Raw genomic sequence first — 16,650 nt, 5'->3', positions numbered from 1 at the left:
TATGAACGGTTCTCACGCTACTTCCTTGATTTAGATAGGGATTCAGATTTAACCCGATCCGGGCCGGCATTATTCTCATCCGGAATGGCGAGAAATTGCATTTCGCAGTCGCAAGAGAAATTGAACTTCCTGTGACAAGAAGTTAAGAATTTCCTTCGCGGGTGCAGCATGCCCGCGTCTGAACGTCTGAGGAGACCGTTTTGCCCATTTCCAAGATACTCGTTGCCAATCGCTCCGAAATTGCCATTCGCGTGTTCCGCGCGGCCAACGAGCTTGGAATAAAAACGGTGGCGATCTGGGCGGAAGAGGACAAGCTGGCGCTGCACCGCTTCAAGGCGGACGAGAGCTATCAGGTCGGCCGCGGCCCGCATCTTGCGCGCGATCTCGGGCCGATCGAAAGCTATCTGTCGATCGACGAAGTGATCCGTGTCGCCAAGCTTTCGGGCGCCGATGCGATCCACCCGGGCTACGGCCTGCTGTCGGAAAGCCCCGAATTCGTCGATGCCTGCAACAAGGCCGGCATCATCTTCATCGGCCCGAAGGGCGATACGATGCGTCAACTCGGCAACAAGGTTGCGGCGCGCAACCTCGCGATCTCGGTCGGCGTGCCTGTGGTGCCGGCCACCGAGCCGCTGCCGGACGATATGGCCGTGGTTGCGAAGATGGCCGAAGACATCGGTTATCCGGTCATGCTGAAGGCTTCCTGGGGCGGCGGCGGCCGCGGCATGCGCGCGATCCGCGATCCGAAGGATCTCGCCCGCGAGGTGACCGAGGCCAAGCGCGAGGCGATGGCCGCCTTCGGCAAGGACGAGGTCTATCTGGAAAAGCTCGTCGAGCGCGCCCGCCACGTCGAAAGCCAGATCCTCGGCGACACGCACGGCAATGTCGTGCATCTCTTCGAGCGTGACTGCTCGATCCAGCGCCGTAACCAGAAGGTCGTCGAGCGCGCGCCTGCACCCTACCTCTCGGAAGCGCAGCGCCAGGAGCTTGCCGCCTATTCGCTGAAGATCGCGGCGGCGACCAATTACATCGGCGCCGGCACCGTCGAATACCTGATGGATGCCGATACCGGCAAATTCTACTTCATCGAGGTCAATCCGCGCATCCAGGTCGAGCACACGGTGACCGAAGTCGTCACCGGCATCGATATCGTCAAGGCGCAGATCCACATCCTCGACGGCTATGCGATCGGCACGCCGGAATCAGGCGTTCCGGCTCAGGCCGACATCCGTCTCAACGGCCATGCGCTGCAGTGCCGCATCACCACGGAAGATCCGGAACACAACTTCATTCCGGATTACGGCCGCATCACCGCCTATCGCTCGGCCTCCGGTTTCGGCATCCGTCTCGATGGCGGCACCTCCTATTCCGGCGCCATCATCACCCGCTATTACGACCCGCTGCTCGTCAAGGTGACGGCCTGGGCGCCGAACCCGTCCGAAGCGATCTCCCGTATGGACCGGGCGCTGCGCGAATTCCGCATTCGCGGCGTCGCCACCAACCTGACCTTCCTCGAAGCGATCATCGGCCACCCGAAATTCCGCGACAACAGCTACACCACACGCTTCATCGATACGACGCCGGAACTGTTCCAGCAGGTCAAGCGCCAGGACCGCGCGACGAAGCTCTTGACCTATCTCGCCGACGTCACCGTCAACGGCCATCCAGAGGCCAAGGACCGGCCGAGGCCGCTGGAGAATGCTGCCGAACCGGTGGTGCCCTACAGCAACGGCAATGGCGTCAAGGACGGCACCAAGCAGTTGCTCGACACGCTCGGCCCGAAGAAGTTCGGCGAATGGATGCGCAACGAGAAGCGCGTGCTCTTGACCGACACGACGATGCGCGACGGCCACCAGTCGCTGCTCGCCACCCGCATGCGCACCTATGACATCGCCCGCATCGCCGGCACCTATGCGCATGCGCTGCCGAACCTGCTGTCGCTCGAATGCTGGGGCGGCGCCACCTTCGACGTCTCGATGCGCTTCCTGACGGAAGATCCGTGGGAGCGGCTGGCGCTGATCCGCGAGGGCGCGCCGAACCTGCTGCTGCAGATGCTGCTGCGCGGCGCCAACGGCGTCGGCTACACCAACTATCCCGACAATGTCGTCAAATATTTCGTCCGCCAGGCGGCCAAGGGCGGCATCGATCTCTTCCGTGTCTTCGACTGCCTGAACTGGGTCGAGAACATGCGGGTGTCGATGGATGCGATTGCCGAGGAGAACAAGCTCTGCGAGGCGGCGATCTGCTATACCGGCGATATCCTCAACTCGGCCCGCCCGAAATACGATCTCAAATATTACACCGACCTTGCCGTCGAGCTCGAAAAGGCCGGCGCGCATATCATCGCGCTCAAGGATATGGCGGGTCTGCTGAAGCCTGCGGCAGCGAAGGTGCTGTTCAAGGCGCTGCGCGAGGCGACCGGCCTGCCGATCCATTTCCACACCCATGATACGTCGGGGATTGCGGCAGCGACCGTTCTTGCCGCCGTCGATGCCGGCGTCGATGCCGTCGATGCGGCGATGGATGCTCTATCCGGCAATACCTCGCAGCCCTGTCTCGGTTCGATCGTCGAGGCGCTGCGCGGTTCCGAGCGCGATCCGGGCCTCGATCCGGAATGGATCCGCCGCGTCTCCTTCTATTGGGAAGCGGTGCGCAACCAGTATGCCGCCTTCGAAAGCGACCTCAAGGGTCCGGCATCCGAAGTCTATCTTCACGAAATGCCGGGCGGCCAGTTCACCAACCTCAAGGAACAGGCCCGTTCGCTGGGTCTGGAGACCCGCTGGCATCGGGTGGCGCAGGCCTATGCCGACGCTAACCAGATGTTCGGCGATATCGTCAAGGTGACGCCGTCCTCCAAGGTGGTCGGCGACATGGCGCTGATGATGGTCAGCCAGGATCTCACGGTTGCCGATGTCGTCAGCCCGGACCGCGAAGTCTCCTTCCCGGAATCGGTGGTGTCGATGCTGAAGGGCGATCTCGGCCAGCCGCCGTCGGGATGGCCGGAAGCGCTGCAGAAGAAGGCGCTGAAGGGTGACAAGCCCTATACGGTGCGTCCGGGCTCGCTGCTGAAGGAGGCCGATCTCGATGCCGAGCGCAAGGTGATCGAGACCAAGCTGGAGCGCGAGGTCAGCGACTTCGAATTCGCCTCCTACCTGATGTATCCGAAGGTGTTCACCGACTTCGCGCTGGCCTCCGACACCTATGGTCCGGTCTCGGTGCTGCCGACGCCCGCCTATTTCTACGGGCTTGCCGACGGCGAGGAGCTGTTTGCCGATATCGAACGCGGCAAGACGCTCGTCATCGTCAACCAGGCGATGAGCGCCACCGACAGCCAGGGCATGGTGACCATCTTCTTCGAACTCAACGGCCAGCCGCGCCGCATCAAGGTGCCGGACCGGGCGCATGGGGCAACGGGGGCTGCGGTCCGCCGCAAGGCCGAACCCGGCAATGCCGTCCATGTCGGTGCCCCGATGCCGGGCGTCATCAGCCGTGTCTTCGTCTCTTCAGGCCAGGCCGTCAGCGCCGGCGACGTGCTGGTCTCCATCGAGGCGATGAAGATGGAAACGGCGTTGCATGCGGAAAAGGACGGCACGATTTCCGAGGTGCTGGTGCGTGCCGGCGACCAGATCGACGCCAAGGACCTGCTCGTCGTCTATGGCGGCTAAACAGCTCGGCTGCCGGAGCGATCGAAGCCTCGTTCCGGCAGCCCACCCACTTTGCCGTGATCACTCGATTGTGTGCGACCGGTCGATGGGAATGGGGGACTTTCACGCGTTTCGCAGTGTTTCCGGCTTGCCGGGCATGACGCTTCTTTCCTAAAACAAAATCCGGCGTCTAACTCCAAAGGATTATACGCTGGTCAAGGAGCGTCCATGGTGTGCCCTGTCGGACGCGGCGCTCCAGCGACCCCGCCGTTCAACAGGAAAGAACCCCATGAGCAAGCTGAAGATTGCCGTCATTGTCGGCAGCACGCGTATTGGCCGTTTCGCCGAACATCCGGCCAAGTGGATCGCCGAACTGGTCGGCCAACGCTCCGATCTCGAAGTCGAGATTCTCGATCTTCTCGACTATCCCATGCATTTCTTCGGCGAAGAGCGCGCCACGACGGCGGAAAGCGAATCCGCCGAGCGCTGGAAGAAGAAGCTGCGCGAATTCGACGGTTTCATATTCACTGTCGCCGAATACAACCATGCGCCGACGGCGGTTTTGAAGAACGCGATCGATCTCGGCGAATTCATCCAGAAGCCGGTCGGTTTCGTCGGTTATGGCGGCGTCGGCGGCGCACGTGCGGTCGAGCAGCTTCGTCTGATCTTCGTGGAAATGAGCGCCGCTTCCGTCAAGACCGGCGTTCACATCGCCTTTAGCGAATATCTTGCCGTTCTCAAGGAAGGCAAGAGCCTTGGCGATTACGCGCATCTCAACGAGGCTGCCAAGAACCTGCTCGACCAGATCACCTGGTGGGGCAATGCGCTGAAGGCTGCGCGCTCCGTCGTCACCTCGGCCTGAGGCAGGTCGCTTAGAGCATGTCGCGCAAAGTGTGCCGCGGTTTTGCGACAACGACATGCGTAAAAACAAAGACCTAAAGCACGTCACATGAATCAAATTTGACGCGACGTGCTTTAGACAAAGCGTCTCACGTGAATCATGATTCACGTGAGACAAGTTCAGATATCGTAGGTATGGGCGGCGTTGATCGTCGAGATGAAGCGCTTGGTGCGTTCGCGCTCCGGCGCGGTGAAGATTGCCCTGGCGCTGCCCGTTTCCACTACGTTTCCGGCTTCCAGGAAGACGACGTCATTGGCGATCTTCGAGGCAAGCCTGAGATCGTGGGTCGCCATCACCATCGTCGTGCCTTCACGGGCAAGCTGGCCCAGAACATCGACGACTTCTGCCGAAAGCTCCGGATCGAGGGCCGAGGTCGGTTCGTCGCAAAGAAGCACGCGCGGCGACGGCGCCAAGGCGCGAGCAATCGCCACACGCTGCTGCTGGCCGCCTGAGAGCGTCGATGGCCAGGCATCGGTCTTGTGTGCCATGCCGACCTTGGTCAGCAGCTCCATCGCGCGTTCGCGGGCCTTTTCCTTCGGCCACTTCAAGACTGTCACCAGGCCCTCCATGACATTTTCGATCGCGGTCTGATGCGGGAAAAGCTGGAAGTTCTGGAAGACCATGCCGGTCTGGCGGCGGATCTTCTGGATCGCCTGCCAGCTCGTTCGTTTGCCCGGTGCAAAGCTCAGCCTTTCCTCCCCGAGGCGGATGGAACCCGATGTGGGGATTTCGAGCAGGTTGATGCAGCGCAGCAGCGTGCTCTTGCCGCCGCCGGACGGCCCGACCAGCGCGGTGACGCTGCCTTCGGGAATGCGAATGCTGATATCCTTCAGGATGACGGCGTCGCCGAAGCGCTTTTCGATGTTGGAAAGCTCGATCATGCATTGGCCTCCAGCATGCCGCCGTAACGCGCGAAGCGGCGCTCGAGCCGCACCTGCAGCTGCGAGAGAACGGAGCTGAGCACGAGATAGAGCAACGCCGCCTCGATATAAAGGATCAGCGGCTCATAGGTGGTGGCGACGATGCGCTGCGCTGCCTGGAAGAGTTCCGGCACGGTGATGGCGGCGGCAAGCGAGGTATCCTTGACCAGCGAAATGAAGGTGTTCGACAGCGGCGGCACGGCGACACGGGCCGCCTGCGGCAGGATGGTGCGGCTCATCGCCTGACGCCAGCTCATGCCGATCGAATAGGCCGCCTCCCATTGGCCCTTCGGCACGGAGGAGATGACGGCGCGGATGATTTCGGAACTATAGGCGCCGATATTCAGCGTAAAACCGATAAGGGCGGCGGGAAAGGCATCGAGCAGGATGCCGATGCTCGGCAGGCCGTAGAAGATCACGAAGAGCTGGACGAGCAGCGGCGTGCCGCGGATCACCCAGACATAGAAGCGGGCGACGGCTGCAACAGGCGCGGGGCCGAAAAGGCGGGCGATCGCGGTGATCAGGCCGAGGATCAGGCCGAAGGCGAAGGACAGCAGCGTGAGGGGGATAGTGAAGATCAGCCCCGCCCAGAGAAGCGAGGGAAGCGATTCCGCCATCAGTTGGAGCCAGTGCGGCAAGGACATTCCCTCTCATGGATTGGTGTGTCTGAGGTGTACCCCTCCCCAACCCCTCCCCACAAGGGGGAGAGGCTTGGAGGATGCACCGTCCGACCCCAAAATGGCGTCTGTCCCGCAGCTTCGCGCCTTCGATCGTGAAGCGGGGCGGCAGAAAGCCCCTCCCCCTTGTGGGGAGGGGTTGGGGAGGGGACTTTTTTGAATGAAGCTTACTTCGAGACGTCCTGGCCGAAATATTTATCGGCGATCTTCTTGTAGGTGCCGTCGGCCTTGATGTCGGCAAGCGCCTTGTTGATCGCTTCCAGCAGCTCCGGTTCGTTCTTGCGGATGATGACGCCGGAGTAATCGGCATTTTCTTCCTGGGCGGCGATCTTTACCGGCGCGTCCGGCTTGTGCTTCTTGAAATCGAGGAAGGACAGGCTATCGTTGATCGTGGCGTCGGCGCGCTTGGTCAGCACCAGCTGGATCGACTGATCGAAGCCATCGGTGCCGACGAGTTCGGCGCCGGCTTCGGTTGCGAGCTTGCCGAAGTTGCTGGTCAGCGACTGGGCGGACTTTTTGCCCTTCAGGTCGGCGAAGGTCTTGATGCTGTCGTCGCCGTCGCGGACGATCAGCACGGCCTTGGAAGCGATATAAGGCTCGGAGAAATCGTATTTCTGCTTGCGGGCTTCGGTGATGCCGACCTGGTTGATGACGGTGTCGTAGCGTTTGGCGTCGAGGCCGGCGATCAGGCCGTCCCACTTGCCTTCGACGAACTCGGCCTTGACGCCGAGCTTGGCGGCGATGGCCTCGCCGATCTCGACGTCGAAGCCGACGAGCTTGCCGCTTTCGTCATGATAGGTGAAGGGCGCATAGGTGCCTTCGGTGCCGATCTTGAAGACGCCGGCCGATTTGATGGCGGCGAGGTTTTCGCCGGCATGGGCGGGCAGGAGGGCCGCAGCCTGAATGAGAGCAGCGGCGGCGACGGTTTTCAGCCAGTTCATTGTTTATCCATCCTTGGGAGGTTGTTATCGGATGAGGGATAGTTCGCAGAAAACTAGGGCGCCGGAAGCGTAAAAAACTGCGAATAAAAGCAGCAACTGCAAATATTTTTCTCAAGCGGCCGGTTGGGCCGGGAATCCCTTGGAAAATACGCATCAAACCGCGACGCGGCGGCGCAGCCTTTCGCTGATGATGATGATCAATCCGGCCCCGAGGATCATGCATGCGCCGGCAATGACATTCTGCGTGGGGAGATCGGCCCAGATCAGGTAGCCGAGGAGGAAGGCCCAGACGAGAGAGGTATATTCGAATGGCGCAAGCACGGAGACGGGCGCCCGGCGCATGCCTTCGAAGAGGGCGACCTGCGCCAAGCCGGCGACGACGCCGGTGGCGACGAGAAGCGCCAGCTGCGTCATGTCGGGCGTCCGCCAGGTGTAGAGAACCGCAACACCGGTCATGAGCAGGAAGAAGACATTGGAGACGGTTAGCTGGACGATGGTCTTCTCATGCAGCGAGGTCTTGCGCAGCAGGACCATGGCGGCGGCCCAGAGAACGGCTGCCTGCAGCGCCAGGTAGACCGGCCAGGAGATGGTGAGGCCGATGGGGTTGCAGGCAATGAGCACGCCGACGAAGCCGGCACCGACGGCAAGCCAGCGCGCCGGTGTGACCTCTTCCTTCAGGATGAGCCATGCAAGCACGGTGCCGACGACGGGTGCGGCGTAATAAAGCGTGGTCACTTCGGCCAGCTGCAGGCGGCTTGCGGCGGAATAATAGGAAAGCCAGGCAGAGAGAAGAAGGATGCTGCGGAGGATCATCGGCTTGATGATCGGGGATGTCATCGTTTGGTGGATGAGCTTACCGCGGCCATAGGCGAGACAACCGAGCAGGATGGTGAGGCTGCGAAAAAACAGGATCTGCCAGACCGGAATGGTTGAAGTCAGGATCTTGATGATCACGTCATGGAAGGTGAACGCCATATAGGCGACGCTCGTGAGCAGAATGCCCAGGCTGACGGAGTTTTTCACGGGGAATGCACCAGATGGCGGTATGGCGGCGGGGACCTGAGAATATCAGATCGATATTCTCCGGCCCTGAACCGGTCAAGAGGCGATATGTCGCTCCGGTGGCGCTTTGTTTCCTAATGTCAGAAAACGTGTGATCGCGCATATTGCCTGCACGTTCATCAGTGTTTATGCACGTTTTACGTATTTGCGATATTCACCCGGTAGAAACATGCAGGATTTTTTGTTGCGAGAGCGTCAGGGCGTAATTTCGGACAGGCTGCGGCTCAATGGCCGCGTGCTGGCGGCGGAACTTGCGCTCGAATTCGGCGTCTCCGAGGATACGGTGCGGCGCGATCTGCGCGAAATGGCGGCGGCGGGCCTTTGCGAGCGAGTTTACGGCGGCGCATTGCCGGTTTCGCCGGCGCACGGAAGCCTGACGCAGCGCGTCGGTTTTGCCGCCGATCGGAAGCAGGCGCTGGCGCGCGCTGCGGCCGAGCAGATCGCTGCCGGTTCGTGCGTGTTTTTCGATGCCGGCAGCACCAATCTGGCAATTGCCAATGCCTTGCCGGCCGAACTCGAATTGACAGCCGCGACGAATGCGCCGGTGATTGCCGCAGCGCTCATCGACAAGCCTGCCGTCAACGTCATCCTGATCGGCGGCATGGTGGACCGGCAGACGGGCGGGGCGCTCGGCGCCAAGGCCTTGCGGGATATGGAGCAGATTTCACCCGATCTCTGCATTCTCGGCGCTTGCGGCGTCGATCTCGAAGCCGGCATCACCGCGTTCGGCTTCGAAGATGCCGAATTCAAGCGGTTTGCCGCATCGAGGAGCAGAAAAGTGCTGGCGGCGGTCACCTCGGAGAAGTTCGGCACGGCTGCGCCGCACAGCATCCTGCCGGTTGCGCATTGCGAATGCCTTGTTGTCGAGCACGATGCCGATCCGGCCGTTCTTGCGGGTTACCGCGAGCGTGGATGCAGGACCGTCATCGCTGAAAAAACGAACTGAGCCGCCGTTAGAGAGTTTGAGAAAAACGGGCGCTCCCAAGCCCGGTAGTGAGGAAAGACCGAAAATGGACAGTCATGTGAGTGCGCCACGGGGAGCCCGAAGCGGCTTCATCACCAGAAGCAGGGCGGCGGTTTCCCTGCTTTTTCTCATGAACGGTTTCGTCGTCGGCTGCTGGGCGCCGAAAATCCCGGATTTTGCCGAGCGACTTGATCTCTCCAAGTTCGAGCTCGGGCTGATGATCCTTGTCTTCGGCCTCGGCTCGCTTGTCATGATGCCGATCGCCGGCGCGCAGATCGCCAGACACGGCTCGCGTGTCGTCGTTCGGGCGACGGCGGTTGGCGTGCTGCCGCTGCTGATGGCATTGACGCTCGCGCCGAATGTGATCACCGGGGCCATCTCGCTCTTCCTGTTCGGCGGCTTCATCGGCGCGATGGATGTGGCGATGAATGCCAATGCGGTGTCGGTCGAGAAATCCATGCGCCGCGCCATCATGTCGTCCTGCCACGCTTTCTGGAGCCTTGGCGGGCTGATCGGTTCCGGCCTCGGCGGCATCGTGATTTCCAAGCTCGGCATTCTCGGCCATGCGCAGCTGGCGACGGTGCTGGCGGCGATCTTCCTCGCTCTGGCATGGCCGATGATCCTGGCGGATCCGCCGCATCCCGATACCAAAAAGGAAAAAACCAAGCTGCCGATGGTGCCGCTGCCCTGGCTGCTCGGATTGATGGCCTTGTTCTCCATGGTGCCGGAAGGTGCCGTCCTGGACTGGGGCGCGCTCTATCTGCGGCAGGAAATGGACGCCTCCGTGGCGCTCTCCGGTCTTGGATTCGCAGCCTTTTCGGCGACCATGGCGATCATGCGCTTTGCCGGCGACCTGGTGCGCGATCGTCTCGGCGGCGTCAAGACGCTGAGGATCTGCACGCTGTTTGCGATTGTCGGCATGCTGCTTGCAGGCATGGCGCCCAATGCCGAGCTTGCCATTCTGGGCTTTGCCTTTTGCGGTATCGGCATTTCCAACATGGTGCCGATCGCCTTCTCGGCGGCGGGCAATATCCCCGGTCTCAAGCCCGGCATCGGCATTTCCGTGGTTACGACCATGGGGTATTCCGGCATGCTGGTTGCGCCGTCGCTGATCGGCTTCGTCGCCGAGCATATCGGTTTTGCCGTCGTTTTCATGGCGCTGCCGGTGCTGTTGCTGGTCGTCCTGGCGTTCTCCAAGCTGGCTCATTATGCCGATGGGGTCTCCGGGGGTGGCCATTGAGCCGCCTCCAGACAAAAGTGATATCGGGGGCGGTTGACAAGAAAGCGGTCATGATCCACCTGAAAGGCACTGTTTCTAAAGCGCGCCGCAATCTTTCAGATTCGCTCCTCGCGCTTTAGGTCTTTGTTTTACGCATGTCGTTGTCGCAAAACCGCTGCGCACTTTTGCGCGACATGCTTTAGGGGTGCAAGAACTCTTCATGTCTTCAGCCGCCGATTTTGATCCGAAACCGCGCCGCGCTTCCGTTGCCGTCGATGTCGGCGGCGTTATCGTCGGCGGCGGGGCGCCGGTCGTCGTGCAATCCATGACGAATACCGATACGGCCGATATCGATTCGACCGTCGCCCAGGTCGCGGCCCTCCACCGGGCGGGCTCGGAGCTGGTGCGCATCACCGTCGACCGCGACGAGAGTGCGGCTGCCGTGCCGAAGATCCGTGAGCGGTTGCTGCGGCTCGGTATGGACGTGCCGCTGATCGGCGACTTTCATTATATCGGCCACAAGCTGCTTGCCGATCATCCGGATTGTGCGGCAGCGCTGGCGAAATACCGCATCAATCCCGGCAATGTCGGCTTCAAGGACAAGAAGGACAAGCAGTTCGCCGAGATCATCGAGATGGCGATCCGCTACGACAAGCCGGTGCGCATCGGCGTCAACTGGGGCTCGCTCGATCAGGATCTCTTGACGGCGCTTATGGATCAGAACGCCGCAGCCGGATCGCCGCTTTCGGCCCGGCAGGTAACGCGTGAAGCGATCGTGCAGTCGGCGCTGCTTTCGGCAGCCCTTGCTGAAGAGATCGGCCTGCCGCGCAACCGCATCATCCTGTCGGCCAAGGTCAGCCAGGTCCAGGACCTGATCGCCGTCAATTCGATGCTCGCCGAACGCTCCAATCATGCTTTGCATCTCGGCCTGACCGAGGCCGGCATGGGCACCAAGGGCATCGTCGCCTCGTCGGCGGCGATGGGCTTCGTGCTGCAGCAGGGCATCGGCGATACGATCCGCGTGTCGCTGACGCCCGAGCCGAACGGCGACCGCACGCGCGAAGTCCAGGTGGCGCAGGAAATCCTGCAGGTCATGGGCTTCCGCCAGTTCATACCCGTCGTTGCCGCCTGTCCCGGCTGCGGGCGCACGACCTCGACAGTCTTCCAGGAACTGGCCCAGAACATCCAGAACGACATCCGCAAGAACATGCCGATCTGGCGCGAGAAATATCCGGGCGTCGAAGCGCTGAACGTCGCCGTCATGGGCTGCATCGTCAACGGGCCGGGGGAAAGCAAACACGCCGATATCGGCATTTCGCTCCCGGGCACCGGCGAGACGCCGGCCGCCCCCGTCTTTATCGACGGCAAGAAGGCGCTGACGCTGCGCGGCCCCAATATCGCCGCCGATTTCGAGGCGCTCGTCGTCGACTATATCGAGAAGCGCTTCGGCCAGCGGACGGCGGCGGAATGAAGGCCCGGAAATTCGCATGAGCCGATACTGGTCTGATATCATCGGCAAGCTTCGGCCCTATGTCGCGGGGGAGCAGCCCCGTATTCCCGGCCTGGTCAAGCTCAACACCAACGAGAATCCCTATGGGCCGTCTCCAAAGGCGCTCGAGGCGATCGCGCAGGCCGCGGACGATCGTCTTCGGCTCTATCCCGATCCGGCGGCCACGGAATTGCGCGAGACGATCGCTGCCCGTCACGGTCTGACGGCGGAGGAAGTGTTTGTCGGCAATGGCTCCGACGAGGTCCTTGCCCATGCGTTTCAGGCGCTGTTGAAGCACGAGCTGCCGCTTCTCTATCCCGACGTCAGCTACAGCTTCTATCCGACCTATAGCCTGCTATACGATATCGAAGCGATCGAAGTGCCTGTCGACGACAGGTTCCAGATCCGGCTGGCGGATTACGACAGGCCGTGCGGCGCGATCATCATTCCCAATCCGAATGCGCCGACCGGCATCGGCCTGCCGCTTGCCGACATTGAGGCGCTTGTCGCCACCCATCCGGACGCCGTCGTTGTGATCGACGAAGCCTATGTCGATTTCGGCGGTGAAAGCGCCATCCCGCTCATTTCCCGATATCCCAATCTGCTGGTTATTCAGACCCTGTCGAAATCCCGCTCCTTTGCGGGCCTGCGCGTCGGTTTCGCGCTGGGGCAGCGGGAGCTGATCGAGGCGCTGGAGCGGGTCAAGGACAGCTTCAATTCCTATCCGCTCGATCGTCTGGCGCAGGTCGCCGCGACGGCGGCGATCAAGGACGAAGCATGGTTCGAGACCTGCCGGCGAAAGCTTATCGCCAGCCGGGAGGATCTCGTCCGGGAACTCGAAGCGCTGGCTTTCCAGGTGCTGCCGTCTCAGGCGAATTTCGTTTTCGCACAGCACGACAGCCGGTCGGGCGCTGCGCTGCAGGCGGCCCTGCGGGAGCGTGGCGTTCTCATCCGGCATTTCGCCAAGCCGCGTATTTCGGATTTCCTGCGCATCAGCATCGGCACGGACGAGGAATGTGCCCGTCTCGTTTCCGCTCTCAAGGCGATCCTGGCAGTCTGACTGCCTCTCAGCTCTTTCGGTCGGCGATGAAACGCGCTGCGGCGGTGAGGATCGAGGCGCGGGCGCCGTAGGGGGCAAGCAGTGCCTCGGCGTCGTGGACATGCCGGCGAAGCTCGGTCTCGGCCCATTCCATGCCGTGCAGGGCGACAAGCGTTCCCTTGCCGCGGGCCGCATCCTTGCCGGTCGCCTTGCCCATGGTTGCGGTGTCCGACGTCAGGTCGAGGATGTCGTCGGCGAGCTGGAAGGCAAGGCCGATCTTCTCGCCGAAGGCGCGCAGGCGCTGGCGATCGTCCGGTGAGCCCGCCGCGATGATGGCACCGGCCTCGCAGGCAAAGCGGATCAGCGCACCGGTTTTCATCGCCTGCAGGCGGATGATGCCGTCCTCGTCGGGGGCCTGTCTTTCCGCTGCAAGATCGAGCGCCTGGCCGCCCGCCATGCCGCCGAGACCGGCAGCGCGGGCAAGAGCCAGCACCAGCGCTGCCTTGCTCGTATCGGGAAGGGCCGTTTCCGGCGCGGCGACAATGTCGAAGGCATAGGTCAGCAGGCTGTCGCCTGCGAGGATCGCGGTGGCTTCGTCGAACTTGATGTGGACCGTCGGTTTGCCGCGGCGCAGATCATCATCGTCCATGGCCGGCAGATCGTCATGCACCAGCGAATAGCAGTGGACGCATTCCAGCGCTGCGCCGACCCGAAGGGCCGCCCCGGCGTCGCCGCCGAGAAGGGCTGCACTTTCGACGACCAGGAACGGGCGCAGCCGCTTGCCGCCGTTCAGCACGGCATAGTGCATGGCGCTGCGCAGGGTTTCGGGTCTGGCGATTTCATCGGAAAGGGTCGCTGGTGACAGCAATATGTCGAGCAGCGCCTCAATTTCGTGGGCGTTGTGCTTCAGCCTCGTCTCGAAAGTGTCCCGGTTCGCGTCCATGGGGCGCTGTTTGACATGAGCGCACAGCCGCTTGCAACGGAATTGTCGATGGCGGGGGCAAGATTCCCTCTGTGCTCTGGCATAAGCGGCGCACAGGGGTTATGAGAACGATAGGAGCGAAATCGGGCTGGGGACATTGGATATAGCGCCAGAGATAGAGGACAGCGTCGAGGCGCCGGCCGAGCGGCGATGGTTCGGAGACCGGCGTGTGTTGAAACGCATTGTCCTTGCGGTGCTGGCCCTGCTGATCCTTCCCTATGCGCTGATCTTCTTCTACCTGCTGCCCTTCATTCATCCGGTCTCGACGCTGATGCTGCGCGATCTCGTGCTGTTGCGCGGCTATGACCGTCGATGGGTGTCGCTAGATGAGATCTCTCCGGTTCTGGTGCAATCGGTGATGATGTCCGAGGATGGGCAATATTGCTTCCATGGCGGCGTCGACTGGGCCGAGATGCGCATGCTGGTCGAGGATACGCTGAAGGGCCAGGCGACGCGCGGCGGCAGCACCATCCCGATGCAGACGGCCAAGAACCTGTTTCTCTGGAACAGCCGCTCCTTCGTGCGCAAGGCGATGGAGCTTCCGCTGGCCGTCTCCACGGATTTCGTCCTGTCGAAACGGCGGCTGATGGAAATCTATCTCAACATCGCCGAATGGGGTCCCGGCATTTACGGCATCGAGGCGGCGGCCCAGCACCATTTCAAGGTGCCGGCCTCGAAGCTGACGCGGCGCCAGGCATCGCTGCTTGCGGTTTCGCTGCCGAACCCGATCGATCGCAATGCCGGCAAGCCCGGACGAGGTCTTCGCCGGCTTGCGGGCGTGATCGAGCGGCGGGCGCAGGGTTCTGGCGACTACATCAAGTGCATCTATGACTGAGATCGGAACTTGTTATTGGAGATGGTGAGCGTCATCTGACATTCTTGGTTCTGCCATATGGGCTGACGCAGTCCCATCAGAACTCCTGAGTCGCCCATGACCGTCACGACGTATTCTCCCGAGCTTCTTGTTTATTCGAAGACACACAATCCGCACCCGCCCGCTCATCTCGGCAGCCGCTACCGCAAGGTCGGAGGTTTCCTGCCGGAGGCCGGCAACACCATCGTCTGCCATGTTGAGAAAGGCTCGCAGACCCAGGCGATGCTGATCGAGGCGCGCGAAACATATCTGGCGATGCCGGAGGCGCAGCAATTCCTGTTCACGCCGATCTCGAGTCTGCACATGACGCTTTTCGAAGGCATCATCGAGACCCGGCGCCGGGAGAACGCCTGGCCGGGCGATCTTCCGCTCGAGACGCCGATCGACGACATGACCGCGCTGATGGCGGCGCGACTCGAAGGCTTCTCGATGGCCGATCCCTTCGATGTCGCCGTCGTCGAAGCTCGCCCGTCGGGCCTGCTCGTCGACGGGGCGACGGAAAGGGACCGCAGGATCATGCGTGCCTGGCGCAATGCCTTTGCCGATCTTCTCGGCTATCGCCAGCCGAACCACGAGGACTACAAGTTTCACATGACCTTCGCCTATCCGATAGAACGGCTGGAGGACGAAGCCTTGCCTCGCTGGCAGGCTATGCTCACCGACGTGGCCGAAGATATCCGCCGCAAGGCCCCCGTTTTCGAGTTGACGCCGCCGGCCTTCTGCGTGTTCGAGGACATGAACCATTTCCACGAATTGCTGATCTTCGATTTCAACACCTGAACGGGAGAAGCCCATGGACAGGCCGACGCTTTACATCGCCAACAAGAATTATTCCTCCTGGTCGTTCCGACCCTGGATGGCGCTGACGGGCGGCGGCATCGATTTCGAGGAGGTCCTGATCCCCTTCGACTATCCCGCCGGCAATCCCGACATCAAGGCCATTTCGCCGAGCGGCAACGTGCCGGTCCTGCAGCACGGCGCTTTGAAGATCTGGGAATCGCTGGCGATCATCGAATATGCCGCCGAGCTTTATCCGGAGGCAGGTCTTTGGCCGGGCGATCGTGCCGCACGCGCGGTCGCCCGTTCGGTGTCGATGGAAATGCTCTCGGGCTTCCGGGCTCTGCGCGGCGCCTGCCCGATGAATATCCGCCGGCCAAAGGCCAGGATCGTCTTGCCGGATGGTGTCGATGCCGATGTCAATCGTATCGAGACGATCTGGCGAGGCCTGCTGCAGCAATCCGGCGGACCGTTTCTCTTTGGCGCGTTCAGCGGTGCGGATGCGATGTTTGCGCCCGTCGTCAACCGGTTCGATATTTATGACCTCGTCAGCCGGGACGATACGCTCGCCTATATGAAGACCATGAAGGCGCATCCGGCCTGGCGGAAATGGGAAGAGGCGGCCCGCGCCGAGCGTTGGATCGTGGCGGAAGACGAAGTCTGAACCGGGAATCATCGCTTCCGCAAAAAATATGGATGGGGACTGGTCAAGGCCGCCCCTTGCATGTATAAGCGCGCAAAATTTCCGAAATCGCGACATGTCCGTTTCGGCCGCCAGTCTGGCCGTGGGAATGTTTTGCCCGCAAGTGGAGTAAGAGAAATGGCTGTACCGAAGAGAAAAACAAGCCCGTCCAAGCGCGGTATGCGCCGTTCGGCAGACGCGCTGAAGGCTCCGACCTATGTCGAAGACAAGAACTCCGGCGAACTGCGTCGCCCGCATCATATCGACCTGAAGACCGGCATGTATCGCGGCCGTCAGGTTCTGACGCCGAAGGAAAGCGCATAATTTTCCGATCCGGCCTGTCCGATCGTAAAGTTTCAAGGCCGGCATCACGCCGGCCTTTTTGCATTGTGCGCCCAGCATGGGCGCACTCTTGTGGGTGGAAGTCCCACCGTAAGCTGGTCATGGCGAACGAAGAGAAGCGCAACTGCGAGAGGGCG

General features: G+C 61.7%; 15 protein-coding genes. 10 read left to right on the top strand and 5 right to left on the bottom strand.

Annotated features, from left to right (window positions below; genetic code table 11):
- The first annotated feature begins 200 nt into the window (after window positions 1–200).
- Both pyc and GGD57_RS17875 read left to right on the top strand, forming a co-directional pair.
- Window positions 201–3,665, top strand: a complete 3,465-nt coding sequence (gene pyc, locus GGD57_RS17880; RefSeq protein ID WP_184471668.1) for a pyruvate carboxylase — start codon at window positions 201–203, stop codon at window positions 3,663–3,665.
- A gap of 268 nt (window positions 3,666–3,933) precedes the next feature.
- Window positions 3,934–4,506 carry an NADPH-dependent FMN reductase gene (locus GGD57_RS17875; RefSeq protein WP_184471667.1) on the top strand — a complete coding sequence of 191 codons (573 nt, stop codon included), beginning with the start codon at window positions 3,934–3,936 and terminating at the stop codon, window positions 4,504–4,506.
- A 158-nt stretch (window positions 4,507–4,664) separates the two neighbouring features.
- Here GGD57_RS17875 and GGD57_RS17870 read toward each other — a convergent pair whose 3' ends face one another.
- The 4 genes from GGD57_RS17870 to GGD57_RS17855 form a co-directional block, all read right to left on the bottom strand.
- Window positions 4,665–5,426: an amino acid ABC transporter ATP-binding protein gene (locus tag GGD57_RS17870; protein WP_184471666.1), complete on the bottom strand. Its 762-nt coding sequence runs from the start codon at window positions 5,424–5,426 to the stop codon at window positions 4,665–4,667.
- Entirely contained in the window at window positions 5,423–6,103 is a 681-nt protein-coding gene (locus GGD57_RS17865; RefSeq protein ID WP_184471785.1) for an amino acid ABC transporter permease, read from the bottom strand. Before GGD57_RS17865 ends, GGD57_RS17870 begins: the two co-directional genes overlap by 4 nt.
- Window positions 6,104–6,309: 206 nt before the next feature.
- On the bottom strand, window positions 6,310–7,083 hold the full coding sequence (locus tag GGD57_RS17860; protein ID WP_184471665.1) for an amino acid ABC transporter substrate-binding protein: 774 nt from the start codon (window positions 7,081–7,083) through the stop codon (window positions 6,310–6,312).
- A gap of 153 nt (window positions 7,084–7,236) precedes the next feature.
- A complete protein-coding gene (locus tag GGD57_RS17855; RefSeq protein WP_184471664.1) occupies window positions 7,237–8,106 on the bottom strand; it encodes an EamA family transporter in 870 nt (289 codons plus the stop codon).
- Window positions 8,107–8,314: 208 nt separating this feature from the next.
- On the opposite strand from GGD57_RS17855, the gene GGD57_RS17850 reads away from it, so the two are divergent.
- The 4 genes from GGD57_RS17850 to hisC all read left to right on the top strand — a co-directional run bounded on the left by GGD57_RS17850 (window position 8,315) and on the right by hisC (window position 12,877).
- A complete protein-coding gene (locus GGD57_RS17850; RefSeq protein ID WP_184471663.1) occupies window positions 8,315–9,091 on the top strand; it encodes a DeoR/GlpR family DNA-binding transcription regulator in 777 nt (258 codons plus the stop codon).
- 64 nt (window positions 9,092–9,155) lie between these two features.
- A complete protein-coding gene (locus GGD57_RS17845) occupies window positions 9,156–10,349 on the top strand; it encodes an MFS transporter (protein WP_184471662.1) in 1,194 nt (397 codons plus the stop codon).
- 199 nt (window positions 10,350–10,548) lie between these two features.
- Window positions 10,549–11,799 (top strand): flavodoxin-dependent (E)-4-hydroxy-3-methylbut-2-enyl-diphosphate synthase, encoded by a 1,251-nt coding sequence (gene ispG / locus GGD57_RS17840; RefSeq protein WP_184471661.1) that lies wholly within the window; start codon window positions 10,549–10,551, stop codon window positions 11,797–11,799.
- 16 nt (window positions 11,800–11,815) lie between these two features.
- Window positions 11,816–12,877, top strand: coding sequence for a histidinol-phosphate transaminase (gene hisC, locus GGD57_RS17835; RefSeq protein WP_184471660.1), 1,062 nt, complete (start codon window positions 11,816–11,818; stop codon window positions 12,875–12,877).
- Window positions 12,878–12,884: 7 nt separating this feature from the next.
- On the opposite strand, the gene GGD57_RS17830 is transcribed toward hisC, so the two are convergent.
- Complete coding sequence (locus GGD57_RS17830) at window positions 12,885–13,799, bottom strand: polyprenyl synthetase family protein (RefSeq protein ID WP_184471659.1); 915 nt, start codon at window positions 13,797–13,799, stop codon at window positions 12,885–12,887.
- Between the two features lie 136 nt (window positions 13,800–13,935).
- On the opposite strand from GGD57_RS17830, the gene mtgA reads away from it, so the two are divergent.
- The 4 genes from mtgA to rpmF all read left to right on the top strand — a co-directional run bounded on the left by mtgA (window position 13,936) and on the right by rpmF (window position 16,495).
- Entirely contained in the window at window positions 13,936–14,673 is a 738-nt protein-coding gene (gene mtgA, locus GGD57_RS17825) for a monofunctional biosynthetic peptidoglycan transglycosylase (RefSeq protein WP_184471658.1), read from the top strand.
- A 96-nt stretch (window positions 14,674–14,769) separates the two neighbouring features.
- Entirely contained in the window at window positions 14,770–15,492 is a 723-nt protein-coding gene (locus GGD57_RS17820; RefSeq protein WP_184471657.1) for a DUF1868 domain-containing protein, read from the top strand.
- Between the two features lie 13 nt (window positions 15,493–15,505).
- Window positions 15,506–16,153: a glutathione S-transferase family protein gene (locus tag GGD57_RS17815; protein ID WP_184471656.1), complete on the top strand. Its 648-nt coding sequence runs from the start codon at window positions 15,506–15,508 to the stop codon at window positions 16,151–16,153.
- A 156-nt stretch (window positions 16,154–16,309) separates the two neighbouring features.
- Complete coding sequence (rpmF, locus tag GGD57_RS17810) at window positions 16,310–16,495, top strand: 50S ribosomal protein L32 (protein WP_003543812.1); 186 nt, start codon at window positions 16,310–16,312, stop codon at window positions 16,493–16,495.
- Window positions 16,496–16,650 lie beyond the last annotated feature (155 nt).

The sequence above is a fragment of the Rhizobium esperanzae genome (assembly GCF_014197615.1).
GTDB lineage: Bacteria > Pseudomonadota > Alphaproteobacteria > Rhizobiales > Rhizobiaceae > Rhizobium > Rhizobium esperanzae_A.
The sequence above is the reverse complement of the archived record's forward strand: the minus strand, read 5'-3'. Positions and strand labels throughout refer to the sequence as shown.